General features: G+C 60.5%; 23 protein-coding genes. 14 read left to right on the plus strand and 9 right to left on the minus strand.

Annotation, left to right across the window (positions count from 1 at the left end):
- Positions 1-3: 3 nt before the first annotated feature.
- The 3 genes from BLX89_RS15030 to BLX89_RS15040 all read right to left on the minus strand — a co-directional run bounded on the left by BLX89_RS15030 (position 4) and on the right by BLX89_RS15040 (position 2316).
- Positions 4-765 carry an amino acid ABC transporter ATP-binding protein gene (locus BLX89_RS15030; protein WP_075291755.1) on the minus strand — a complete coding sequence of 254 codons (762 nt, stop codon included), beginning with the start codon at positions 763-765 and terminating at the stop codon, positions 4-6.
- A complete protein-coding gene (locus BLX89_RS15035; RefSeq protein WP_075291757.1) occupies positions 762-1442 on the minus strand; it encodes an amino acid ABC transporter permease in 681 nt (226 codons plus the stop codon). Before BLX89_RS15035 ends, BLX89_RS15030 begins: the two co-directional genes overlap by 4 nt.
- Positions 1443-1539: 97 nt before the next feature.
- On the minus strand, positions 1540-2316 hold the full coding sequence (locus BLX89_RS15040; RefSeq protein ID WP_075291956.1) for an amino acid ABC transporter substrate-binding protein: 777 nt from the start codon (positions 2314-2316) through the stop codon (positions 1540-1542).
- A 276-nt stretch (positions 2317-2592) separates the two neighbouring features.
- Here BLX89_RS15040 and BLX89_RS15045 point away from each other — a divergent pair, with 276 nt between their 5' ends.
- The 4 genes from BLX89_RS15045 (at position 2593) to ispG (ending at position 6368) form a co-directional block, all read left to right on the plus strand.
- On the plus strand, positions 2593-3363 hold the full coding sequence (locus tag BLX89_RS15045; RefSeq protein ID WP_075291957.1) for a DeoR/GlpR family DNA-binding transcription regulator: 771 nt from the start codon (positions 2593-2595) through the stop codon (positions 3361-3363).
- Positions 3363-3746: a VOC family protein gene (locus BLX89_RS15050; protein ID WP_075291759.1), complete on the plus strand. Its 384-nt coding sequence runs from the start codon at positions 3363-3365 to the stop codon at positions 3744-3746. The genes BLX89_RS15045 and BLX89_RS15050 overlap by 1 nt, the downstream gene beginning before the upstream one ends.
- A 29-nt stretch (positions 3747-3775) precedes the next feature.
- Complete coding sequence (locus tag BLX89_RS15055; RefSeq protein ID WP_075291760.1) at positions 3776-4963, plus strand: MFS transporter; 1188 nt, start codon at positions 3776-3778, stop codon at positions 4961-4963.
- A 151-nt stretch (positions 4964-5114) separates the two neighbouring features.
- The gene (ispG, locus tag BLX89_RS15060; RefSeq protein WP_075291762.1) at positions 5115-6368 is read left to right on the plus strand and encodes a flavodoxin-dependent (E)-4-hydroxy-3-methylbut-2-enyl-diphosphate synthase; all 1254 of its coding nucleotides are present in this window, start codon (positions 5115-5117) and stop codon (positions 6366-6368) included.
- A gap of 13 nt (positions 6369-6381) precedes the next feature.
- On the opposite strand, the gene BLX89_RS15065 is transcribed toward ispG, so the two are convergent.
- On the minus strand, positions 6382-7020 hold the full coding sequence (locus tag BLX89_RS15065; RefSeq protein ID WP_075291763.1) for a LysE family translocator: 639 nt from the start codon (positions 7018-7020) through the stop codon (positions 6382-6384).
- A 49-nt stretch (positions 7021-7069) separates the two neighbouring features.
- Positions 7070-7978 carry a polyprenyl synthetase family protein gene (locus BLX89_RS15070; protein WP_075291765.1) on the minus strand — a complete coding sequence of 303 codons (909 nt, stop codon included), beginning with the start codon at positions 7976-7978 and terminating at the stop codon, positions 7070-7072.
- A 163-nt stretch (positions 7979-8141) separates the two neighbouring features.
- Between BLX89_RS15070 and mtgA the strand changes: the two genes are divergently transcribed.
- The 4 genes from mtgA to BLX89_RS15090 all read left to right on the plus strand — a co-directional run bounded on the left by mtgA (position 8142) and on the right by BLX89_RS15090 (position 10571).
- Positions 8142-8888, plus strand: coding sequence for a monofunctional biosynthetic peptidoglycan transglycosylase (gene mtgA / locus BLX89_RS15075; protein ID WP_075291958.1), 747 nt, complete (start codon positions 8142-8144; stop codon positions 8886-8888).
- Between the two features lie 75 nt (positions 8889-8963).
- The gene (locus BLX89_RS15080; protein WP_075291766.1) at positions 8964-9611 is read left to right on the plus strand and encodes a glutathione S-transferase family protein; all 648 of its coding nucleotides are present in this window, start codon (positions 8964-8966) and stop codon (positions 9609-9611) included.
- 173 nt (positions 9612-9784) lie between these two features.
- A complete protein-coding gene (gene rpmF, locus BLX89_RS15085; protein WP_056323739.1) occupies positions 9785-9970 on the plus strand; it encodes a 50S ribosomal protein L32 in 186 nt (61 codons plus the stop codon).
- Positions 9971-10163: 193 nt separating this feature from the next.
- Positions 10164-10571 (plus strand): hypothetical protein, encoded by a 408-nt coding sequence (locus BLX89_RS15090; protein ID WP_075291767.1) that lies wholly within the window; start codon positions 10164-10166, stop codon positions 10569-10571.
- A gap of 21 nt (positions 10572-10592) precedes the next feature.
- Here the strand turns inward: BLX89_RS15090 and phaR are convergent, their stop codons facing one another.
- A complete protein-coding gene (phaR, locus tag BLX89_RS15095; protein WP_075291769.1) occupies positions 10593-11174 on the minus strand; it encodes a polyhydroxyalkanoate synthesis repressor PhaR in 582 nt (193 codons plus the stop codon).
- Positions 11175-11370: 196 nt separating this feature from the next.
- Here phaR and BLX89_RS15100 point away from each other — a divergent pair, with 196 nt between their 5' ends.
- From BLX89_RS15100 to BLX89_RS15110, 3 genes are all read left to right on the plus strand, one after another.
- Positions 11371-12549 carry an acetyl-CoA C-acetyltransferase gene (locus BLX89_RS15100; RefSeq protein WP_075291771.1) on the plus strand — a complete coding sequence of 393 codons (1179 nt, stop codon included), beginning with the start codon at positions 11371-11373 and terminating at the stop codon, positions 12547-12549.
- A 119-nt stretch (positions 12550-12668) separates the two neighbouring features.
- Entirely contained in the window at positions 12669-13394 is a 726-nt protein-coding gene (gene phbB / locus BLX89_RS15105; protein WP_075291773.1) for a beta-ketoacyl-ACP reductase, read from the plus strand.
- 144 nt (positions 13395-13538) lie between these two features.
- Positions 13539-14096, plus strand: coding sequence for a GNAT family N-acetyltransferase (locus tag BLX89_RS15110; RefSeq protein WP_075291775.1), 558 nt, complete (start codon positions 13539-13541; stop codon positions 14094-14096).
- 10 nt (positions 14097-14106) lie between these two features.
- Here BLX89_RS15110 and BLX89_RS15115 read toward each other — a convergent pair whose 3' ends face one another.
- The 3 genes from BLX89_RS15115 to acnA form a co-directional block, all read right to left on the minus strand.
- Positions 14107-14511, minus strand: a complete 405-nt coding sequence (locus tag BLX89_RS15115; protein ID WP_075291776.1) for a DUF2794 domain-containing protein — start codon at positions 14509-14511, stop codon at positions 14107-14109.
- Positions 14512-14899: 388 nt separating this feature from the next.
- Positions 14900-15682 carry a DUF1223 domain-containing protein gene (locus tag BLX89_RS15120; RefSeq protein ID WP_075291777.1) on the minus strand — a complete coding sequence of 261 codons (783 nt, stop codon included), beginning with the start codon at positions 15680-15682 and terminating at the stop codon, positions 14900-14902.
- Positions 15683-15845: 163 nt separating this feature from the next.
- Positions 15846-18536 carry an aconitate hydratase AcnA gene (acnA, locus tag BLX89_RS15125; RefSeq protein WP_075291778.1) on the minus strand — a complete coding sequence of 897 codons (2691 nt, stop codon included), beginning with the start codon at positions 18534-18536 and terminating at the stop codon, positions 15846-15848.
- 265 nt (positions 18537-18801) lie between these two features.
- Between acnA and ccmA the strand changes: the two genes are divergently transcribed.
- The 3 genes from ccmA to BLX89_RS15140 all read left to right on the plus strand — a co-directional run bounded on the left by ccmA (position 18802) and on the right by BLX89_RS15140 (position 21091).
- Positions 18802-19437 (plus strand): heme ABC exporter ATP-binding protein CcmA, encoded by a 636-nt coding sequence (ccmA, locus tag BLX89_RS15130; RefSeq protein ID WP_075291779.1) that lies wholly within the window; start codon positions 18802-18804, stop codon positions 19435-19437.
- Between the two features lie 172 nt (positions 19438-19609).
- Positions 19610-20269, plus strand: a complete 660-nt coding sequence (gene ccmB / locus BLX89_RS15135; protein ID WP_075291780.1) for a heme exporter protein CcmB — start codon at positions 19610-19612, stop codon at positions 20267-20269.
- 60 nt (positions 20270-20329) lie between these two features.
- Positions 20330-21091 (plus strand): heme ABC transporter permease, encoded by a 762-nt coding sequence (locus BLX89_RS15140; protein WP_075291781.1) that lies wholly within the window; start codon positions 20330-20332, stop codon positions 21089-21091.
- Positions 21092-21093: the final 2 nt, after the last annotated feature.

Here is a 21093-nt window from a genome sequence, read left to right on the forward strand (position 1 = left end):
GCCTCAAATATCGTAGCTATGCCCGGCACTCAGCGAGGAAATGAACTTCTTCGTTCTCTCGCGCTCCGGCGTCTGAAAGATTGATTTCGGCGCACCGCTCTCGACGATCAGGCCGCCATCGAGGAACAGCACCTGATAGGCGACGCGTGAGGCGAGTCGCAGATCGTGGGTGGCCATGATCATCGTCGTGCCTTCCCGGGCAAGCCGGCTCAGCACTTCCACAACTTCCTCCGCCAGTTCCGGATCGAGAGCAGACGTCGGCTCGTCGCAAAGCAGCACGCGCGGCGACGGCGCAAGCGCGCGGGCAATCGCCACACGCTGCTGCTGGCCGCCGGAAAGCGTCGCCGGCCACGCATCGGCCTTATGCGCCATGCCGACCTTCTGAAGCAGCTCCTCGGCACGGGCGCGGGCCTTCTCTTTCTGCCACTTCAGCACCGTCACCAGACCTTCCATAACGTTCTCGATCGCGGTCTGATGCGGGAAAAGCTGGAAGTTCTGGAACACCATCCCGGTCTGGCGGCGCAGGCGCTGGATCGCGTCCCAACCGACTTTTTTGCCGGGTGAAAACTGGATCGTTTCATCGCCAAGCTTGATCGTGCCGGAGGTCGGTGTTTCCAGGAGGTTGATGCAGCGAAGCATGGTGCTCTTGCCGCCGCCCGAGGGGCCGACGAGAGCCGTTACCGTGCCTTCGGCGATGGAAACGCTGATATCCTTCAGGACGACGTTGTCGCCGAAGCGTTTTTCGATGTGGGAAAGCTCGATCATGTGCGCGCCTCCAGGAAACCGCCATATCGGGCAAAGCGCTTTTCAAGCCGCACCTGCAAGGCGGACAGCACGGAACTGAGGGCCAGATAGATCAGCGCTGCCTCGATATAGAGAATCAACGGCTCGTAGGTCGTGGCGACGATGCGCTGCGCGGTCTGGAAGAGCTCCGGCACCGTGATCGCGGCGGCGAGCGAGGTATCCTTGACCAGAGAGATGAAGGTGTTCGACAAGGGCGGAACGGCGACACGCGCCGCCTGCGGCAGGATCGTGCGCCGCATTGCCTGGCTCCAGCTCATGCCGATCGAATAGGCCGCTTCCCACTGTCCGCGTGGAACCGAGGAGATGACGGCGCGAATGATTTCCGACGTATAGGCGCCGATATTCAGCGTAAAGCCGATCAACGCGGCCGGGAAGGCATCGAGCAGGATGCCGAGGCTTGGGAGACCGTAGAAGATCACGAAGAGCTGCACCAGAAGCGGCGTGCCGCGGATCACCCAGACATAAAACCGCGCAACCGCCACAAGCGGTTTTGGCCCGAACAGCCGGATCACGGCCGTCGCCAAGCCCAGCGCAAGACCGAAGGTAAATGACAGGAGCGTCAGCGGGATCGTAAAGACCAGACCCGCCCAGAGGAGCGGCTGGAGCGAATCCAGCATGAGTTGAAGCCAGGCGGGCAAGGAGAGATCCCTTCAAAAAACAATCCGCTCCGGCGACCGGAGCGGATCGGACTATAACGGAGCACGGGTCACGGCGAAACGCCCGCGCCTTGTGTCATTACTTTGAAACGTCTGCGCCGAAATACTTCTGCGAGATGGCGTCATAGGTGCCGTCTGCCTTGATCTCGGCCAGAGCCTTGTTGATCGCGTCCAGCAATTCCGGCTCGCCCTTGCGGATGATGATGCCGGAGTAATCGGCATCGGCCTTCTCGGCGGCGATCTTGACCGGCGCGTCCGGCTTCTGCTTCTTGAAATCGAGGAAGGAGAGGCTGTCGTTGATGGTCGCATCGGCGCGGCCGGTCAGCACCAGCTGGATCGACTGGTCGAAGCCATCGGTGCCCACGAGTTCGGCGCCGGACGCCGTGGCAAGTTTGCCGAAATTGCTGGTCAGCGACTGGGCCGCCTTCTTGCCCTTCAGGTCTTCGAAGCTCTTGATGCTGTCATCGTCAGCCTTGACGATCAGCACGGCCTTCGAAGCGATATAGGGCTCGGAGAAATCATACTTCTGCTTGCGCTCTTCGGTAATGCCGACCTGATTGATGACCGCGTCGTAACGGTTGGCATCCAGCCCGGCGATCAGGCCGTCCCACTTGCCTTCCAGGAATTCGGCCTTGACGCCGATCTTCTCGGCAACGGCTTGCCCGATCTCCACATCGAAGCCGACAAGCGCCCCGGAGGCGTCATGGTAGGTGAAGGGAGCATAGGTGCCTTCGGTGCCAATCTTCAGCACGCCGGCCGACTTGACCTCTTCAAGGTTGGAACCGGCCTGGGCAGCGCCGGCGAAAACCAGCTGCGCGGCTGCGGCAGCCGCAAGGAGCGTGTGGGTCCATTTCATGATGATTTTTCCGTTCTTTTTGTGATCCGGCCCGTCTGCCGGGAGTGATCGGACAATTGCATTTCCAGATGCGGTTTGATGCGCAAAAAACTTCAAAAGCATCGGGAAACGGCGAAGTTTTTCTTAAACTTCGCGAATACGGGGGGAAAATTGACCTCACGGTCAAAAAATCAAGCACCCTGCCTAGAATTTCGGCATGCCCGATTGAATTCAGAAAAAAAGCTGCTATGCGTGTTTCTACGCATTTATGCCGATTTATGCACGATTTGGGACACCATGCTGACGGATCTTCTTCTCAGGCAAAGACAGACAATCATCAAGGATCGCCTGAAATCGTCGGGCCGCGTCCTTGCCGTAGATCTTGCGAAGGAATTCGGCGTGTCGGAAGACACAATTCGCCGCGACCTTAGAGACATGGCTGCGGCCGGGCTCTGCGAGCGGGTTTATGGTGGCGCGCTACCATTGGCGCCGGGCGGAACATCGCTGACGACCCGCGTCAGCGAATCGGCGGGGCGCAAGCTGACCCTGGCGCACGCTGCGGTATCGACCATCCGCGAAGGAATGACCGTCTTCTTCGATGCAAGCTCCACCAACGTTGCCATCGCACAGGCTCTGCCCGACGCGATCCGTCTGACCGCCGTGACGAACACGCCGGTCATTGCAGCTGCCCTCATGGAAAAGACCGGTATTGAGGTCATCTTGATCGGCGGAAAGATCGACCGGCAGGTGGGCGCTGCCATCGGCTCGGCGGCGCAACGCGAAATGGCGACATTGCGGCCGGACCTCTGCATTCTGGGTGCCTGCGGCATCGACGTCGACGCCGGCATTACCGCCTTTGAATATGAAGATGCCGCCTTCAAGCGCCTTGCCGTGCATCAGAGCGCGGACGTGCTGGTTGCTGTCACGGCAGACAAAATTGGCACCTCGGCACCTCACGCCGTCATACCAACGGAACGCTGCACGACGCTCGTGGTGGAAGCCGGCACGTCGATCGCCGCCTTCAAGAACATGGGCATCCGCATCATCATCGCCAAGGAAAAGACCTGATGCATATCGGACACGTCGCACTCTGGACGCAGGACGTGGAGCGTCTGGCAACCTTCTGGGCCGAAATCTTCGATGCGGACATCGGCGAACGTTATGAAAGCGCAAGACGGCTCGGTTTCGTATCCCGGTTTCTCTCGCTTTCCGAAGGCCCTACGATTGAACTCATGCAGGGCCCTTGGGTTGACGCACCGGGCGCCATGCAGGAACGGGCTGGATATTCGCATATCGCAGTCTCGCTCGGCAGCCGCGAGGCGGTCGATGCGCTCGCTGCAGACGCTGCCCAACGCGGCATTCTGGTTTCGCCGCCGCGCACGACGGGCGACGGCTTTTATGAGGCGGTCCTATGGGACCCCGACAACAACATCATCGAAATCATGATCTGAACCCGGGCTCCCACCGGGAGGAGTGAGATATGGATCAACACACCATCGACAACCCTGCCCTGCGATCGGGCTACATGCCGAAAAGCAGACTTGCTGTTTCGCTGCTCTTTTTGATGAATGGCTTCGTGACAGGCAGCTGGGCACCGAAAATTCCCGAGTTCAAGGACAAACTCGGAATCGGCGAAAGCGTGCTTGGGTTGCTGATCCTCACGTTCGGCATCGGCTCGCTTGTTCTGATGCCGATCGCCGGCGGCTTTATTGCACGATTGGGCTCGCAGAAGGTGGTCAAGGTCACCGCGATCATTCTCTCGCCACTGCTGCTGCTTCTGACGCTGGTTCCCAACGTCTGGGTCGCCGTCGGGGCGATGTTCCTGCTCGGCGGCTTCGTCGGCGCCATGGATGTGGCCATGAACGCGAACGCGGTGGAAGTGGAAAAATCCATGCGCCGCGCGATCATGTCGTCCTGCCACGCCTACTGGAGTCTTGGAGGCCTTATCGGCTCGGCAATTGGTGGCGTGTTTATCGCCCATTTCGGCGTGCTGCCCCATGCAGTCTTCATCACCATCGTCTGTCTTGCCATGCTTGCCATTGCCTGGCCCATGATCCTGCATGACCAGCCGCACCCGGATACGGCCAAGGAAAAGCTGCGTCTGCCGATGACGCCGCTACCGTGGCTCATCGGCCTCGTGGCGCTGTTTTCGATGGTGCCGGAAGGCACGGTTCTCGATTGGGGCGCGCTTTACCTGCGCAACGAACTCGGCGCGTCCGTCGCGCTTTCCGGCTTCGGTTTTGCCGCCTTCTCCGCGACCATGGCGATCATGCGTTTTGCCGGCGATCATGTTCGCGACCGCTTCGGCGGTGTCAGAACGTTGCGGGTCTGCACGGTGACGGCGCTTGTCGGCCTTGTGCTTGCGGGCATTGCTCCCAATGCGCCAGTCGCAATCCTCGGCTTCGCCTTGGCCGGCATCGGCATATCCAACATGGTGCCGATCGCCTTTTCGGCCGCCGGCAACATGCCTGGCCTCGCTCCCGGCATCGGCCTTTCGGTCGCAACCTTCATGGGCTATTCCGGCATGCTGTTTGCGCCGTCCCTGATCGGCTTCGTCGCGGAACACACGGGCTTTGCGATCATCTTCACCTGCGTACCGGTGCTGTTCATCGTCGTGCTGCTTTTGTCCCATCATGCGGTTCACGCGGACCAGAACCGCGGACATTGATACCCAAGGCCGGGCTGCCCCTGCGGCCCGGCATACCTGCTCCGGCTTTTACAGCCATCAATTCGCCGTCAAGGAATGATCTTGCCGTTGACATCTGGGCTTTCGTCCTCCACCTGAAAGCCAGTTGCCGCACCATCTCCAAGAGGCGTTCATGTCTTCGTCCTTCGATTTCGACCCGCAGCCGCGCCGGGCTTCCGTTGCCGTTGATGTCGGCGGGGTGATCGTTGGTGGCGGGGCGCCGGTCGTCGTGCAGTCGATGACCAATACGGATACGGCCGACATCGACGCCACCGTGGCGCAGGTTGCAGCCCTTCATCGGGCCGGCTCGGAAATGGTACGCATTACCGTCGATCGCGACGAAAGCGCCGCTGCCGTCCCCAAAATCCGTGAGCGACTTGAGCGGCTCGGCCTCGACGTGCCGCTCATCGGCGATTTCCATTATATCGGCCACAAGCTGCTCGCCGATCATCCGGCCTGCGCCGAGGCCTTGGCGAAGTATCGCATCAACCCCGGCAATGTCGGCTTCAAGGCGAAGAAGGACAAGCAATTCGCCGAAATCATCGAACAGGCGATCCGCTTCGACAAGCCGGTGCGCATCGGCGTCAACTGGGGCTCGCTCGATCAAGAACTGCTGACCCGCCTGATGGATGATAATCAGGCCAAGGGTTTTCCATTGACCGCCCAGCAGGTGATGCGTGAAACGATCGTGCAGTCCGCACTGATCTCGGCCGAGCTTGCCGAAGAAATCGGCCTGCCGCGCAACCGCATCATTCTCTCGGCCAAGGTTAGTGCCGTGCAGGACCTGATCGCCGTCTATGCGATGCTGTCGGCGCGCTCCAACCATGCACTGCATCTCGGCCTCACCGAAGCCGGCATGGGATCCAAGGGCATCGTCGCCTCCGCCGCATCGCTCGGCATCCTCATGCAACAGGGCATCGGCGATACGATCCGCATATCGCTGACGCCTGAGCCCGGTGGTGACCGCACCCGCGAGGTGCAGGTGGCGCAGGAACTCTTGCAGGTCATGGGCTTTCGGCAGTTCATCCCCGTTGTCGCCGCCTGTCCCGGCTGCGGCCGCACCACCTCGACGGTGTTCCAGGAACTCGCCCAGAAGATTCAGGACGATATCCGCAAGAACATGCCGGTGTGGCGGGAAAAATATCCGGGCGTAGAGGCGCTGAAGGTCGCCGTCATGGGCTGCATCGTCAATGGGCCGGGCGAAAGCAAACATGCCGATATCGGCATCTCCCTTCCCGGCACCGGCGAACTTCCGGCGGCCCCGGTCTATATCGACGGCAAGAAGGCCATGACCATTCGCGGCACCAACATTGCCGGCGATTTCGAACAGCTCGTCTCCGAGTATATCGAGAAGCGCTTCGGCCAGGGCCAAGCGGCCGCCGAATAAGCGGCTACTCCAATCAGATTTTGCTTGTCAGCAGTTTTACGCCGGCAAGACAATAGAAGGCCGACATGGTGCCTTCGATCCAGCGGCGCATTGACGCGTAAATCGTGACGGCCCGGCCAGTCGAAAAGAGCACTGCATACCCGGTAAAGCATGTGATGCCCAGCAGCAGGCAACCGCCGACGATCACGACGGCGACGGAGGCCGGCGCGCCCGCGGGCATACCGAGCGTGATGATCGCCAGCCAGCCGAAGATCGCCTTGGGATTGGTAAGGTGCAGCAGATAGCCACGGGTCAGCAACGCCTTTGCCGAATAGTTTTCCCGGCGAAGATTTGCCGCCGGAACTTCCGCCTGCGCGGCGGCACGAAAGGCCTTGTAGGCGAGATAGAGCAGATAAAGGCCGCCCAGCACCCGCAGCACTTCCAGCGCAACAGCATAGGTGTGTAAGATGGCTGCAAGACCGAGCACGGCGGCGCTGGCCCACGTGGCCGAACCGGCATAAATGCCGAGCGCCATCAGAAGGCCTGCCTTGCGCCCTTGAGTCATCGAGGTGCTGATGATGGCAAAGACGGCGGGGCCGGGGCTTAAAACCGCGATCACATAGGCTGCATAGGCGGCCAGAATGCTTGGCAGATAAGCGTAGATCGCGTCCATGCGGTGACCCCCGTTTCTTATGAAAGCAAGCTTGCGCGACAGTTGACCTTCAGTGGGTCCGCCGTGCGACAAAACGCGCCGCTTCGATCAGCACATCTGCCTTTTGGCCATAGGGTGCCACAAGCGCGCCGGCTTCGGCAACAAGCCGGGTCAGCGTCTGCTCCGCCCAGTCCATGCCATTCAGCCCCACCAGCGTTCCCTTGCCACGTTCCTTGTCCTTGCCGGTCGCCTTGCCCATGGTCGCGGCATCCGCGGTCAGATCGAGAAGGTCGTCCGCGAGCTGGAAGGCAAGGCCGATCTTTTCGCCGTAGCGACGCAACAGCTGGCGCTTCTCGGCGCTGCTGCCGGCGATGATCGCGCCGGCCTCGCAGGCAAAGCGGATCAAAGCGCCTGTCTTCATCGCCTGCAGCGTCACGATACCCGCTTCATCGGGGGGGGAGACTTCGGCGGCAAGATCGAGCGCCTGTCCGCCGGCCATGCCGCCAATACCGGAAGCGCGAGCGAGTGCCAGGATGAGCGCCGTCTTGGCGGCATCCGGCAGTTTCGTTTCGGGTGCCGCGATGATGTCGAAGGCAAGCGTCAGCAGGCTGTCGCCGGCCAGAATGGCGTTGGCCTCGCCATAGGCGATATGCACGGTCGGCTGCCCGCGGCGCAGATCGTCGTCGTCCATGGCCGGCAGGTCGTCGTGGATCAGCGAATAACAATGCACGCATTCGAGCGCTGCACCCACGCGAAGTGCCGCCTCACGATCGCCTTCGGCGAAAGCCGCGCTCTCCATCACGAGGAAAGGGCGCAGCCGTTTGCCACCGTTCAGCACGCCATGGCGCATGGCCTCAAGCAGGGCCGCGGGTCGTACGATCTCGTCGTTCTGGGCTTCCGGCGCAAGAATGTCCCGCAGGCAAGCCTCGATGGCTGTGGCCTCGCGCTTCAGGCGGGCTTCGAAAGAAAGGTCGCTCATGGCCGGCTCTTTGGCATGGCTTGCGGCCCTCGGCAACGGGATTCTGCGCGACAAAGCTGTGGCGGAAAGTCCTGCAGTAAACTTGATGGAGAGAAAGCCATTCAATTTCGGCTGTCATTGCTTTATGAGAGGCGGTGGAAATTCTGGGCGGGCGCTTGAAGACGTGGACATCGTATCGGAGGAACGAAACGGAGAGGACGCGCCGGAACGACGCGGCTCAGCCGTAATGCGCTTCCTGCGCAAGCGTTGGCGGCAGCTTCTGATTGCTCTCGCGATCCTCGTCGCCCTTCCCTATATCCTCATCATCCTCTACGCCCCGAGTTTCGTGCACCCGATCTCGACGCTGATGCTGCGCGATCTCGTGCTGCTACGCGGCTATGATCGGCAGTGGGTTTCTTTTGACGAGATTTCGCCCAATCTCGTGCGCTCCGTCATGATGTCCGAAGACGGGCAGTTCTGCATGCATGGCGGCGTCGATTGGGTGCAGATGCGTGGCGTCATCGATGACGCGCTGGAGGGCGAATCCACTCGCGGCGCCAGCACCATTCCGATGCAGACAGCCAAGAACCTGTTTTTGTGGAACGGCCGCTCCTTCGTGCGCAAGGGGCTGGAACTGCCGCTTGCCATGGCCGCAGATTTCGTCTGGAGCAAGCGGCGCACCATGGAGCTTTACCTCAACATCGCCGAATGGGCTCCCGGCGTTTACGGTGCGGAAGCCGCAGCTCAGCATCATTTCGGTGTTTCGGCAGCAAAGCTCACGCGCCGCCAGGCAGCGCTTCTGGCCGTCTCGCTTCCCAATCCGCGCGAGCGCAATGCCGGCAAGCCGGGCCGCGGGCTTCGCCGCCTCGCAGGCGTCATCGAGGGTCGGGCAAGCCGTTCCGGCGATTACATCAAGTGCCTTGATGGGTAAGATCAGGTCTTTTCATTGGCCTGAGATACAAACAGTTTCTATAGCTACCGCACCCTGAAACCGGAGGCGCATCCGATGGACACGCTTGTTCTTCATGTCGGCAACAAGAACTATTCCTCCTGGTCGCTGCGCCCGTGGATGGCGTTCGAGGCCTGCGGCATTCCATTCGAGGAAGTCGTAATTCCCTTCGATTTTGCTGCGGGCAACCCCAGGATCAAGGAAGTCTCGCCGACCGGGCGCGTGCCGGTGCTGCATCATGGCGACGCGCGCATCTGGGAATCGCTTGCCATCATAGAATATGCCGCCGAACTCTTTCCGGATGCCGGCCTCTGGCCGAAGGACAGCCACGAGCGAGCACGGGCGCGCAGCTATTCCATGGAAATGCTCTCCGGCTTTCGCGCATTGCGCGGCGCCTGCCCGATGAATATCCGTCGCAGGAAGTCTGCCGTTCCGCTGCAAGAGGGTGTAGCGGCCGATATCGCGCGCATCGAAACCATCTGGCGCGAGGCAATCGCGCTTTCCGGCGGCCCATTCCTGTTCGGCGCCTTTTCCGCCGCCGACGCGATGTTCGCGCCGGTCGTCAGCCGCTTCGAGGTTTACGATCTCACGCGCAATCCGGTCTCTCTGGAATATATGGACGCCGTGAAGACCCATCCCGCGTTCCGGAAATGGCAGGAAGCGGCGATCGCCGAACCATGGATCGTGCCCGAGGATGAAATCTGAACCCTTGCGGCTCAGACAATTCCCTTGAACCCCGCGATGAAAAAATGCCGGGAGGGACTGGTCAAATGCCTGTCGGGCATGTATAAGCCCGGCAAATTCCGAGATTGACGCTTGTTTGTCCCGGCCACCGACTGGCCGCAGAACAGCGTTTTGCCCGATAAGTGGAGTATAAAATGGCTGTACCGAAAAGAAAAACGAGCCCGTCGAAGCGCGGCATGCGCCGCTCCGCTGATGCGCTGAAGTCCCCGACCTATATCGAAGACAAGAACTCGGGCGAGCTTCGCCGTCCGCACCATATCGACCTGAAGACCGGCATGTACCGTGGCCGTCAGGTTTTGACCCCGAAGACCAGCGCATAATCGCTGCCTTATCGGTCAAGCATCAAGGGGCTGGCTTTTGCCGGCCCTTTTCTTTTGCGGCATGCAATCCATCCTCGCTACCCTCGTCTTTTCCCATCACGGCGCTAACTGAGCCCGTGCGCATATTGACCCTGCCGTCGATATAAGAAATGACTGATATGCCGGTACATAGACCGGTCGGGGAGTTCTTCTGATGATTGCCGCCATACCTCTGCTGCTCGTGCCCTTCATCCTGTACAATGTCGGCGTCATGGGCGTATTCGGCACATCGGGCGTGGCTATGTTGGAGCAGCCGGTGACATCGCTCACGATGCCGTCTGGCGCGGCCTGGACGATGAGTGTGGGCGACCTCCTGATCGTCGTAGCGCTCGCTATCCTCTTCATCGAAATCCTGAAGGCGACACGCGCAAGCACACGCGCTCTGCTCGACCATCTGCTGTCGATGGTGCTTTTCGTCGTGTTTCTGGTTGAGTTTCTTCTGGTCGGCAATGCCGCGACGGATGTCTTCTTCATCCTGATGACGATCAGCTTTATCGACGTCATCGCGGGCTTTTCAGTGTCGATGCGCACCGCCGCCCGCGATGTCTCTATAGGCTTGTAAGGCGCTCGTCAGCCGAGCCCATCATCCCAAATTGTCGAGCTTGGTCTGAAGCGCGCGCAGTTGTTCCTTCAGCTCGTCGATATCCTTCGCCTCTGCCTTGCGCGGCTCTTTTGCCTGTGGTGTAGCGGCCATGAAGGGCGAAAACATCTGCATAGCCTTGTGGAACATCTCGGTGTTTCGCCGCACCTGCTCTTCAACGAGCTGAAGCGGTGCCTGCAGGTTCTTGCCAAGCGGCGTATCGCCGAAAGCCTTGGTGATCTGCTCGCGCATCTGCACCTGCTGGTCAGTGAAGGCCTGCATCGAGTGCTCGAGATAACTCGGCACCACCATCTGCATCTGATCGCCATAAAAGGAGATCAGCTGGCGCAGGAAGGAAACCGGCAAAAGCGTATTTCCGGTCTTTGATTCCTGCTCGAAGATGATCTGCGTCAGGACCGAATGGGTGATGTCCTCTCCCGATTTCGCATCCTGAACGGTGAATTCCTCTCCCTTCTTCACCATCACTGCGAGGTCGTCGAGTGTTACATATGTGCTGGTTCCGGTATTGTAGAGCCGGCGGTTGGCGTATTTTTTTATAACGATCTGCCCGTCGTGTTTTGCCATGTGGGTCTCCTCTACCCATGCTCCCGTCTTTATTGTGTTTTTCGAGAGTATCCGCAAAAGCGCTGCTCTGACAATCTCTTTGTGCAATGCGACGAAGCACCTGCAAAATTCCGTGTGTTCGCCCTTGTGATCGCGTTTGACTTGCGCCGTTTCCTTTGCCAGTCTCCGCTAAAGTGAGAAACTGAGGAAACACGCCATGAGCAATTCCATCGTCATCGCAAGCGCCGGCCGCACGGCCGTCGGCTCCTTCAACGGCTCCTTCGGCAACACCCCTGCCCATGAACTCGGCGCCGCCGTCATCAAGGGCGTGCTGGAGCGCGCAGGCGTCGAGGCGGCCGAGGTGGATGAAGTGATCCTCGGACAGGTGCTCGGCGCCGGCGAAGGCCAGAACCCGGCCCGTCAGGCCGCAATGAAGGCCGGCATACCGCAGGAAGCGACCGCATGGGGCATGAACCAGCTGTGCGGCTCCGGCCTGCGCGCCGTGGCGCTGGGCATGCAGCAGATCGCCACCGGTGATGCGAAAATCATCGTTGCCGGCGGCCAGGAGTCCATGTCCATGGCGCCCCACTGCGCGCACCTGCGCGGCGGCGTGAAGATGGGCGATTTCAAGATGATCGACACGATGATCAAGGATGGCCTGACGGATGCCTTCTACGGCTACCACATGGGCATCACCGCCGAAAACGTCGCCCGCAAGTGGCAGCTCTCGCGCGATGAGCAGGATCAGTTCGCGCTCGGCTCGCAGAACAAGGCTGAGGCCGCGCAGAAGGCTGGCCGCTTCGCCGATGAAATCATTCCCTTCGTTATCTCCACCCGCAAGGGCGATGTGACGGTCGATCAGGACGAGTATATTCGCCATGGCGCGACCATCGAATCCATGGCGAAGCTGCGCCCGGCTTTCGACAAGGAAGGCACCGTTACGGCCGCCAACGCGTCCGGCCTTAATGACGGCGCGGCAGCAACGCTGCTGATGAGCGAACCCGAAGCCAATCGCCGCGGCATCGCGCCACTGGCCCGCATCGTCTCCTGGGCGACGGCCGGCGTCGATCCGCAGATCATGGGCACGGGACCCATCCCGGCATCGCGCAAGGCGCTGGAAAAGGCCGGCTGGTCGGTTGCGGATGTGGAGCTGGTCGAAGCCAACGAAGCTTTTGCCGCCCAGGCCTGCGCCGTCAACAAGGATCTCGGCTGGGACCCGGCAATCGTCAACGTCAACGGCGGCGCGATCGCCATCGGCCATCCGATCGGTGCATCCGGCGCCCGCGTGCTCAACACGCTGCTGTTCGAGATGAAGCGTCGCGGCGTCTCCAAGGGGCTTGCCACGCTCTGCATCGGTGGCGGCATGGGTGTCGCCATGTGCGTCGAGCGGCTCTGAGCCACACAACCAAACAGAATATCGGAGACAGCCCACCAACAACAAAACGATCGGGATGAACCCCGCGTCCAACATGCCGCGGGGTGTTGCGTAGAACAACCGAAACTGGGGAAGATACCATGAGCAGGGTAGCATTGGTCACCGGCGGGACACGCGGTATTGGCGCGGCAATTTCGATCGCTTTGAAAGGGGCAGGCTACAGGGTGGCGGCCACCTATGCCGGCAACGAGGAGAAGGCCCGCGCCTTCTCCGACGTAACGGGCATCGCGACCTACAAATGGGACGTGTCGGATTACGCCGCCTGCGCCGGCGGCATCGCCAAGGTGGAGGAGGACATCGGCCCGATCGAAGTGCTCGTCAACAATGCCGGCATCACCCGCGATGCCATGTTCCACAAGATGACGCCCGGCCAGTGGAAAGAGGTGATCGACACCAATCTTACCGGCCTCTTCAACATGACGCATCCGGTCTGGACCGGCATGCGTGACCGTGGTTTCGGCCGGATTATCAACATCTCCTCGATCAACGGCCAGAAGGGTCAGATGGGTCAGGCCAACTATTCCGCGGCCAAGGCCGGCGATCTCGGCTTCACGAAGGCGCTGGCGCAGGAAGGGGCCGCCAAGAACATTACCGTCAACGCCATCTGCCCCGGTTATATCGGCACGGAAATGGTGCTGGCCGTGCCGGAAAAAGTGCTGAACGAACGCATCATTCCGCAAATCCCCGTCGGCCGCCTCGGCGAACCGGAAGAGATCGCGCGCTGCGTGGTGTTTCTCGCTTCCGACGACGCAGGCTTCATCACGGGGTCGACAATCTCTGCAAACGGCGGACAGTTCTTCTCGTAAGAACCTTCCCGGCTTTCCACTCCGGCTTTGTCGCATTGCGATGAAGCCGGATATTTTGTTTCAAACAACCCGGCTACGGACGAGAAGCGTTTGCCGAGGTTCGCCGCACAATCACTTTCCGTCCCCATCCAATTGAAATCCGCCATGTCTTTTCAGCTTCGCGATGCCACGCTTGCCGACATTCCCGACATCACCGCGATCTATGGGGAGTGCGTTCTGAATGGTGTCGCAAGCTATGAAACAGACCCGCCCACGCAGGAAGAGATGGCGAACCGGTTCTTGGCGATTGTCGGGAACGGCTATCCCTACATAGCCGCGGCCGACGAAGAAGGCAGGCTCGTTGGTTACGCCTACGCATCCGCTTTCCGCACGCGTCCCGCCTATCGGTTTCTGGTGGAAGATTCGATCTATCTGGCCCCCGACGCCCGCGGCCGCGGCGTTGGGCGCGCCTTGCTTCAGGACATCATCGCCCGCTGCACAGCGTTGGGCTTTCGCCAGATGATGGCCGTTATCGGCGGCGCTCATCCCGCTTCGGTGGCGCTTCATCGTGCTCTCGGTTTTGCGGAAACTGGCGTGCTCAAGGGGGCCGGCTACAAGCATGGCCGCTGGCTCGATACCACCCTGATGCAACGTGGGTTGGGCGACGGCGTGCTGAGCGACCCCACGCCGGGTCGCTATCCGGACACGCTCTACCAACGCTGAAAAAGCCGAATCAGTTTTTGACGAGCTTCAGCAGCTTGTCGAACACCTTCAGCACCTGTTTCAGCTCGTGTCCACGCTTCAGGATCATGCCATGTGTGTTGACGACGCTGTAGGCGCCCTGCTTGGCGGCAAGCTTCGGATTCTTCTCGATCCGGTAAAGCGGCATTTCGCCGGATCGCTTGAACACTGAAAAGATTGCCTTGTCGGCCATGTGGTCGAGTGCGTAGTCGCGCCATTCGCCTTCGCCCACCATTCGACCGTAGATCCAAAGGATCTGGTCGAGTTCGGTACGGTGAAAGGTGATGGGCAGTGGATCGCGCACACTGCGGTAGCTGTTGAAATCGACGACGACTTCGGAAGTCGCCTGTCTCGCAGATCGTGTTTCGCCGTTCTGCAAATCCGGCTCATCGCTCATCAGGTTTCCGGCCTTTTGTTGTGACAGGACCGTTACAGTGTGCCTGAGCCACATCGAAAAGCAACCCGGGAAGATCGTCTGTGGTTTTTGACCGTTGCCGTATTTCAGCCAAAACCACGCCCCAATTGCGCGAAACACTCCGCGCGCCGGCATCCGATCCCCTACTTCAATCAGATCCCGGCATGCGCGGGGGCTGCGTATCCATCATGTGTCCCTGCGCGACTCGATCCGCAGTGCCGTCCCATTCGTGCCGTTCGGCACGCGGCCGCGGAAACGCCCACATCCTGAACCGCTCAGGATGAAAGCGTATGCTCGGTCCGGCAACATCGAACCCTAAGCCCCAGCCCCTCGACGTTGCCGGACCGGGCTTTCAACAGCACGACTATTTTCAATTCGCGCCAACGTCGGCCGTCGTGCTCTCAGCCGTCTCCGAGGCCAGGGTTGTCGCACCGATAATCGGACCGGGCGTCTCGCCATCCTTCATGCGCTGCAAAAGCACGGCGCAGCCGTCGTTGCGGGTTTTATCCAGCATCGTCGCCGGCAAAACGAAGCTTGCCGGCTTGCCATCCCACATGCCGATGGTCTGCAGATCGTTGACAGAGTGGAGATAGGAGATCGTCTTTCCTCCGTTTTCACCCTTCTCGACCTTAACCTGCTGCTGATAACTGAAATAGGCGACGACGACATTGGCCTTGCCGGTGCCTGCACCGACGCGGATGTCGATCTCTTCGCCTCTTCGCGTTGCCGTTACAGGCACCGTCATGCCCCTGCCCGCCTTGTCGAGAACCGCGACCTTGCCCCGAATACCCGGCAGATCGGCACCATTCAGATGAGCGCGGCCATTGACGATCACTTGTGGCGTATAAACGCCGCTACGACCGAGCATGCGCGCATAGGCGTATTGGCGGGCGGTATTTTCCTTGGACGCCAGCGTATCGGCCCAGCCGAGATAGTTCCAGTAATCGACGTGATAAGCCAGTGCCACCACCTGGCCTTCATCGATCAGGCTCTTGAGCGCCGCATCCGCGGGCGGGCAGGAGGAACAGCCCTGGCTGGTAAAAAGCTCCACAACGCCCTTTGGCGACACCGCATCGCCCGCGGCCACCGGCAGGGCAACGAACCCGAAGGCGCAGCCCAGAAGCAGACGGCGAAGATGGTATGGAAAAGGCATCGGATTTCTATTCCCGGCGGCATCGACAGTGAAGGCGCCTCTTCATACGCCGCAGTGCTGTCAACAGGAAGTCACGTTGGAGTGAAACTCGCAAAGCCCCAAAAAGTGCCCAAGAAAAAGCCGGGGTGCAGGACCCCGGCTCCGTTGATGTCAAACAATCTTCTTAAGCAGCGAGATCGCGCAGAACAGTCTGCAGGATACCACCATTGTTCATGTAGGTAACCTCATCCAGCGTATCGATGCGGCAGATCAGCGGCACGTCCTTCACCGTTCCATCGCCATAGGTAATTTTGGCGATGCGCTTTTCGCGCGGCTGGACATTCGCGAGGTTGTCGATGGTAACGAGTTCGTCGCCCTTGAGACCAAGCGATTCCCAGGTCGTGCCTTCCTCGAAGACGAAGGGCACAATGCCCATGCCGACGAGGTTCGAGCGGTGGATACGTTCGAAGGACTGGGCAATGACCGCCTTGACGCCGAGCAGGTTCGTACCCTTGGCCGCCCAGTCGCGCGACGACCCGTTGCCGTATTCAACACCGGCGAAGATGACGAGCGGAACACCCTCTTCCTTGTACCGCATGGCCGCGTCGTAGATCGACATCTCTTCCTTCGACGGATAGTGGATGGTGTAGCCACCTTCCTTGCCGTTCGGGCCGAGCATGTGGTTGCGGATGCGGATGTTGGCGAAGGTGCCGCGCATCATCACTTCATGGTTACCGCGACGGGTGCCATACTGGTTGAAGTCGGCAACCGCAACGCCGTGACCGGTGAGGTAGGCACCAGCCGGAGAAGCAGCCTTGATCGAACCGGCCGGAGAGATGTGGTCGGTGGTGATCTTGTCGCCGAAGAGGCCGAGAACGCGCGCGCCCTTGATATCGGAGATGCCCGAACCGGTCTTGCCCATGCCAACGAAGTACGGCGGGTTCTGAACGTACGTCGAGTTGTCATCCCAGGCATAGGTCTGGCCGGCCGGAACCTGAACAGCCTGCCAGTTTGCATCACCCTTGAACACGTCGGCATACTTCGACGCATAAAGTTCGCGGGTAACGTACTTGTAGATGAACTCCTGGATTTCCTTCGAGGTCGGCCAGATGTCCTTCAGGAAGACCGGGTTGCCATCCTGATCTTCGCCGATCGGATCCTTGGTCAAGTCCTTCTGCACCGTGCCGGCGAGCGCGTAGGCGACGACGAGCGGCGGCGAAGCGAGGTAGTTCGCCTGGACGTCCGGCGAGATACGGCCTTCGAAGTTACGGTTGCCGGAGAGAACGCCAGAGGCGATCAGGCCCTTGTCATTGATTGTCTTCGACACAGGTGCCGGCAGCGGCCCGGAATTGCCGATGCAGGTGGTGCAGCCGAAACCGACGAGGTTGAAGCCGAGTGCGTCAAGGTCGGTCTGCAGGCCGGACTTGGCGAGATATTCGGCAACGACCTGCGATCCCGGCGCCAGCGACGTCTTGACCCATGGCTTGGTCTTCAGGCCCTTGGCGACGGCGTTGCGGGCGAGAAGGCCGGCAGCGATCAGAACCGAGGGGTTGGACGTGTTGGTGCAGGAGGTGATGGCGGCAATCGCCACGTCGCCATGGCCCAGATCGAAATCCGTGCCTTCGACCGCGTAGCGGTTGTTGAGCTGGCCGGGCTTCTTGTAGTCGTTTTCGAGCGCGGTTGCGAAACCGGAGGCGATGTTTTCGAGCGGAATGCGACCTTCCGGGCGCTTCGGACCGGCCATGGCGGGAACGACGTCGCCGAGGTCGAGTTCGAGCGTGTCGGTGAAGACCAGATCAGAACCGTCATTATCGCGCCACATGCCTTGAGCCTTGGAGTAGGCTTCGACGAGAGCGATGCGCTGCTCCTCGCGACCGGACATGGTGAGGTAGTTGATGGTTTCGGAATCGACCGGGAAGAAGCCGCAGGTCGCGCCGTATTCCGGGCCCATATTTCCGATGGTGGCGCGGTCGGCGAGCGTCATGTTGTCGAGGCCCGAACCGAAGAATTCGACGAACTTCGAGACGACGCCCTTCTTGCGTAGCATCTGCACGACCATCAGAACGAGGTCGGTCGCGGTCACACCTTCCTTGAGCTTGCCGGTGAGCTTGAAGCCGATGACTTCGGGCAGCAGCATGGAGACCGGCTGACCGAGCATGGCAGCCTCAGCCTCGATGCCACCCACGCCCCAGCCGAGCACGCCGAGACCGTTGATCATGGTCGTATGGCTGTCGGTGCCGACGCAGGTATCCGGATAAGCGGTGATCTCGCCATCCTCTTCCTTCGTCCAGACGGTCTGGCCGAGATATTCGAGGTTGACCTGGTGACAGATGCCGGTGCCGGGCGGGACCACGCGGAAATTCTTGAACGCCTGCTGGCCCCACTTCAGGAAGCGATAACGCTCGCCGTTGCGCTCGTATTCGAGCTCGACGTTGCGGGCGAAAGCGTTCGGCGTGCCGAACTCGTCGACAATGACGGAGTGGTCGATGACCAGATCGACGGGAACGAGCGGGTTGATCTTTTCCGGATCGCCACCCAGTGCCTTGATGCCGTCACGCATGGCGGCAAGGTCGACCACGGCCGGAACGCCGGTGAAGTCCTGCATCAGCACGCGGGCCGGGCGATAGGCGATCTCGTTTTCCTCGAGACCCTTGTTGTTCAGCCACTCAGCCACGGCAAGGATGTTTTCCTTGGTGACGGAGCGGCCGTCTTCGAAGCGCAGCAGGTTTTCCAGCAGAACCTTCATCGAATAGGGAAGCTTGGAAACGCCGGCCAAGCCATTGGCTTCCGCCTTCGGCAGGCTGTAATAGACATAGTCTACGCCGTTCACCGAAAGCGTCGAACGACAATTAAAACTGTCAAGGGATTTGGACACTGGATAATACCCCGTTCCGTCTGATCGCCAACAACTGACGTACGAACGCCCGAGCGCTATGGAAGCGCGAATTGGGATGCGGGTACGGTCATTTCCGCTGTCCGTACGTGGAAATCATTCCATGTTCGGCGCTAGGATGAAATTCACGCCGACCGCTGGCGTGTTGGGGCGGTTATAGATAATTTCTAAGAAACGTGCCAGACCAACATTCCCCAAATTGGGACAATTTTTTTGCATTGCGACGAACGTCGTAAAGGGAAGATGAATGCCTCTCAGCCTTGCCGTCGAAGGCCTCGGCGCAAAGCGCGGCGAGGATATGATTTTCAAGGATATTTCCTTCGTTCTGAAAGCCGGAGAAGCCTTGGTCGTCACCGGTCCGAACGGCTCCGGCAAATCAACGCTGCTGCGCGTCGTGGCGGGTCTTCTGGCGGCCGAGGAAGGTTTCGTTTCGGTATCGGGCGCGGAAACCGGACACCCGCGTGAACTCTGCCACTATCTCGGCCACCGCAACGGCATGAAGCGCGAACTGACCGTCGAGGAGAATCTCAGCTTCTGGAAAAGCTTTATGGGTGATTCGCCTGGCGGGTCCGGCATGAACGTTTTCGAGGCCGAAGAGGCTGTGGGTCTGCCGGGTATCGGACATCTGCCGTTCGGTTATCTCTCCGCAGGCCAGCAGCGACGCGTGGCGATGGCCAAGCTGCTGGTGGCCTGGCGACCGATCTGGATCCTCGACGAACCGACAGCAGCACTGGATGCGGCGTCGGAACGGATGTTCGCGGGACTGATGCTGGCGCATTTGGAAAAAGGCGGGATCGCGCTTGCGGCGACGCATCAGCCGCTGGGGCTGGAGAATACCCGCAGGCTGGAAATGCGCGGCTTTGAATTTACGGAGGTGGAGTGATGGCGAGTTTCGTGTTTGCCGTTCTTACCCCCCTCTGTCACTTCGCGACATCTCCCCCTCAAGGGGTGAGATCGGGAGCGAGGGGCCAGCCCCAGCCGATCGCCCACCTTGAGGGGGAGATGCTTGACGGGGCAGAGGGGGGTAAAACCCTCCACACGACAGGACCTCACTTATGACCGCCCTCTTCCTCCGCGACGTAAAGCTCTCGGTTCGAGCAGGCGGCGGCGCGCTGATCGGCGTCCTGTTCTTCCTCACCGTCGTTGCGGTTGTCCCTTTCGCGATCGGCCCGGATCTCAACCTGCTCTCCCGCATCGGTCCTGCCATTCTCTGGATCGGCGCGCTGCTCTCCTGCCTTCTCGGCCTCGACCGGTTGTTCCAGGCCGAACGCGAGGATGGTTCGCTCGACCTGATGCTTATGCAGGAAACGCCGCTGGTACTGACGGTGCTCGTCAAATGCCTCGCCCACTGGGTCGCCTCAGGCCTGCCGCTGGTGCTTGCTGCGCCACTGCTCGGCCTCTTCATGAACATGGACAGCCTCGCAATCGGGGCAACGATGCTGACGCTTCTGGTCGGCACGCCGGCCATCACCTTTATCGGCGCGGCCGGGGCGGGCGTCGCAGTGGCCTTGCCGCGCGGCGGGCTGCTGGTCTCCATCCTGGTACTGCCGCTTGCCATTCCCGTGCTGATCTTCGGCGTCAGCGCCGCCTACGCAGCGGTGCAGGATCCGGCACCCTTCCTGCCGCCTCTGATAATCCTGATCGCCATCACGTTATTCTTTGCGGTCATCGGCCCTGTTGCTGCGGCCGCGGCGTTGCGCTCCTCGTCCGACTGACAGAAATGTGATTGACCCCGATCAATTGAAGCAGGCGGCAATCCGCGTTAAAGAACCGTCATGACCGACAACAGCCTTGCCATCCGGAAATTCAGCGACCTCGCCAACCCGACGCGGTTTCTGGCGCTTGCCGCGCGCCTGCTGCCGTGGCTGGTGGGCGCCACAGCGCTGTTCTTCGCGGCGGGCCTCTATCTCGCCTTCACCACCGAGGGTGATTACCAGCAGGGCGAAACCGTGCGCATCATGTATATCCATGTACCCGCCGCGTGGCTGTCGATGATGTGCTATACGATCATGGCCCTCTCGGCGCTCGGTACGCTCGTCTGGCGCCATCCTCTGGCTGATCTTTCTGCGAAGGCCGCAGCCCCGATTGGCGCGGCCTTTACCCTCATGGCACTGATCACCGGTTCGCTTTGGGGCAAGCCTATGTGGGGAACATGGTGGGTTTGGGATGCGCGGCTTACCTCTGTCTTCGTGCTGTTTCTGATGTATCTCGGCCTCATCGCGCTCAACCGCGCTATCGATGATCCGGGCAAAGCGGCCAAGGTCTGCGCCATCCTCATCCTGATCGGTTTCGTCAATATCCCGATCATCAAGTTCTCGGTCGAGTGGTGGAACACGCTGCATCAGCCGGCAAGCGTGGTGCGCCTTGACGGTCCGACCATCGACCCCGAGTTTCTGCGGCCGCTGCTGGTCATGGCGATCGCCTATACTTTGCTGTTTTTCACGCTGCATATTGCTGCCATGCGCAATGAAATCTGGCGTCGCCGGGTGATGGCTCTGCGCCGGCAAGCGGCGCGCAGCATCGGTCGGGAGGCTTGAGC

The organism is Pararhizobium arenae, from assembly GCF_001931685.1.
In the GTDB taxonomy this organism is placed as follows: Bacteria; Pseudomonadota; Alphaproteobacteria; order Rhizobiales; family Rhizobiaceae; genus Pararhizobium; species Pararhizobium arenae.

Excerpts from the sequence above, each read along its gene's own strand:
- BLX89_RS15115 (WP_075291776.1), bottom strand. The coding sequence starts at position 14,511 with ATGAGCGATGAGCCGGATTTGCAGAACGGCGAAACACGATCTGCGAGA.
- phaR (WP_075291769.1), bottom strand. The coding sequence starts at position 11,174 with ATGGCAAAACACGACGGGCAGATCGTTATAAAAAAATACGCCAACCGC.
- BLX89_RS15120 (WP_075291777.1), bottom strand. The coding sequence starts at position 15,682 with ATGCCTTTTCCATACCATCTTCGCCGTCTGCTTCTGGGCTGCGCCTTC.
- BLX89_RS15140 (WP_075291781.1), top strand. The coding sequence starts at position 20,330 with ATGACCGACAACAGCCTTGCCATCCGGAAATTCAGCGACCTCGCCAAC.
- BLX89_RS15030 (WP_075291755.1), bottom strand. The coding sequence starts at position 765 with ATGATCGAGCTTTCCCACATCGAAAAACGCTTCGGCGACAACGTCGTC.
- BLX89_RS15100 (WP_075291771.1), top strand. The coding sequence starts at position 11,371 with ATGAGCAATTCCATCGTCATCGCAAGCGCCGGCCGCACGGCCGTCGGC.
- BLX89_RS15080 (WP_075291766.1), top strand. The coding sequence starts at position 8,964 with ATGGACACGCTTGTTCTTCATGTCGGCAACAAGAACTATTCCTCCTGG.
- BLX89_RS15055 (WP_075291760.1), top strand. The coding sequence starts at position 3,776 with ATGGATCAACACACCATCGACAACCCTGCCCTGCGATCGGGCTACATG.
- BLX89_RS15065 (WP_075291763.1), bottom strand. The coding sequence starts at position 7,020 with ATGGACGCGATCTACGCTTATCTGCCAAGCATTCTGGCCGCCTATGCA.
- BLX89_RS15070 (WP_075291765.1), bottom strand. The coding sequence starts at position 7,978 with ATGAGCGACCTTTCTTTCGAAGCCCGCCTGAAGCGCGAGGCCACAGCC.
- BLX89_RS15110 (WP_075291775.1), top strand. The coding sequence starts at position 13,539 with ATGTCTTTTCAGCTTCGCGATGCCACGCTTGCCGACATTCCCGACATC.
- rpmF (WP_056323739.1), top strand. The coding sequence starts at position 9,785 with ATGGCTGTACCGAAAAGAAAAACGAGCCCGTCGAAGCGCGGCATGCGC.
- BLX89_RS15050 (WP_075291759.1), top strand. The coding sequence starts at position 3,363 with ATGCATATCGGACACGTCGCACTCTGGACGCAGGACGTGGAGCGTCTG.
- ispG (WP_075291762.1), top strand. The coding sequence starts at position 5,115 with ATGTCTTCGTCCTTCGATTTCGACCCGCAGCCGCGCCGGGCTTCCGTT.
- BLX89_RS15090 (WP_075291767.1), top strand. The coding sequence starts at position 10,164 with ATGATTGCCGCCATACCTCTGCTGCTCGTGCCCTTCATCCTGTACAAT.
- phbB (WP_075291773.1), top strand. The coding sequence starts at position 12,669 with ATGAGCAGGGTAGCATTGGTCACCGGCGGGACACGCGGTATTGGCGCG.
- BLX89_RS15040 (WP_075291956.1), bottom strand. The coding sequence starts at position 2,316 with ATGAAATGGACCCACACGCTCCTTGCGGCTGCCGCAGCCGCGCAGCTG.
- BLX89_RS15045 (WP_075291957.1), top strand. The coding sequence starts at position 2,593 with ATGCTGACGGATCTTCTTCTCAGGCAAAGACAGACAATCATCAAGGAT.
- ccmA (WP_075291779.1), top strand. The coding sequence starts at position 18,802 with ATGCCTCTCAGCCTTGCCGTCGAAGGCCTCGGCGCAAAGCGCGGCGAG.
- ccmB (WP_075291780.1), top strand. The coding sequence starts at position 19,610 with ATGACCGCCCTCTTCCTCCGCGACGTAAAGCTCTCGGTTCGAGCAGGC.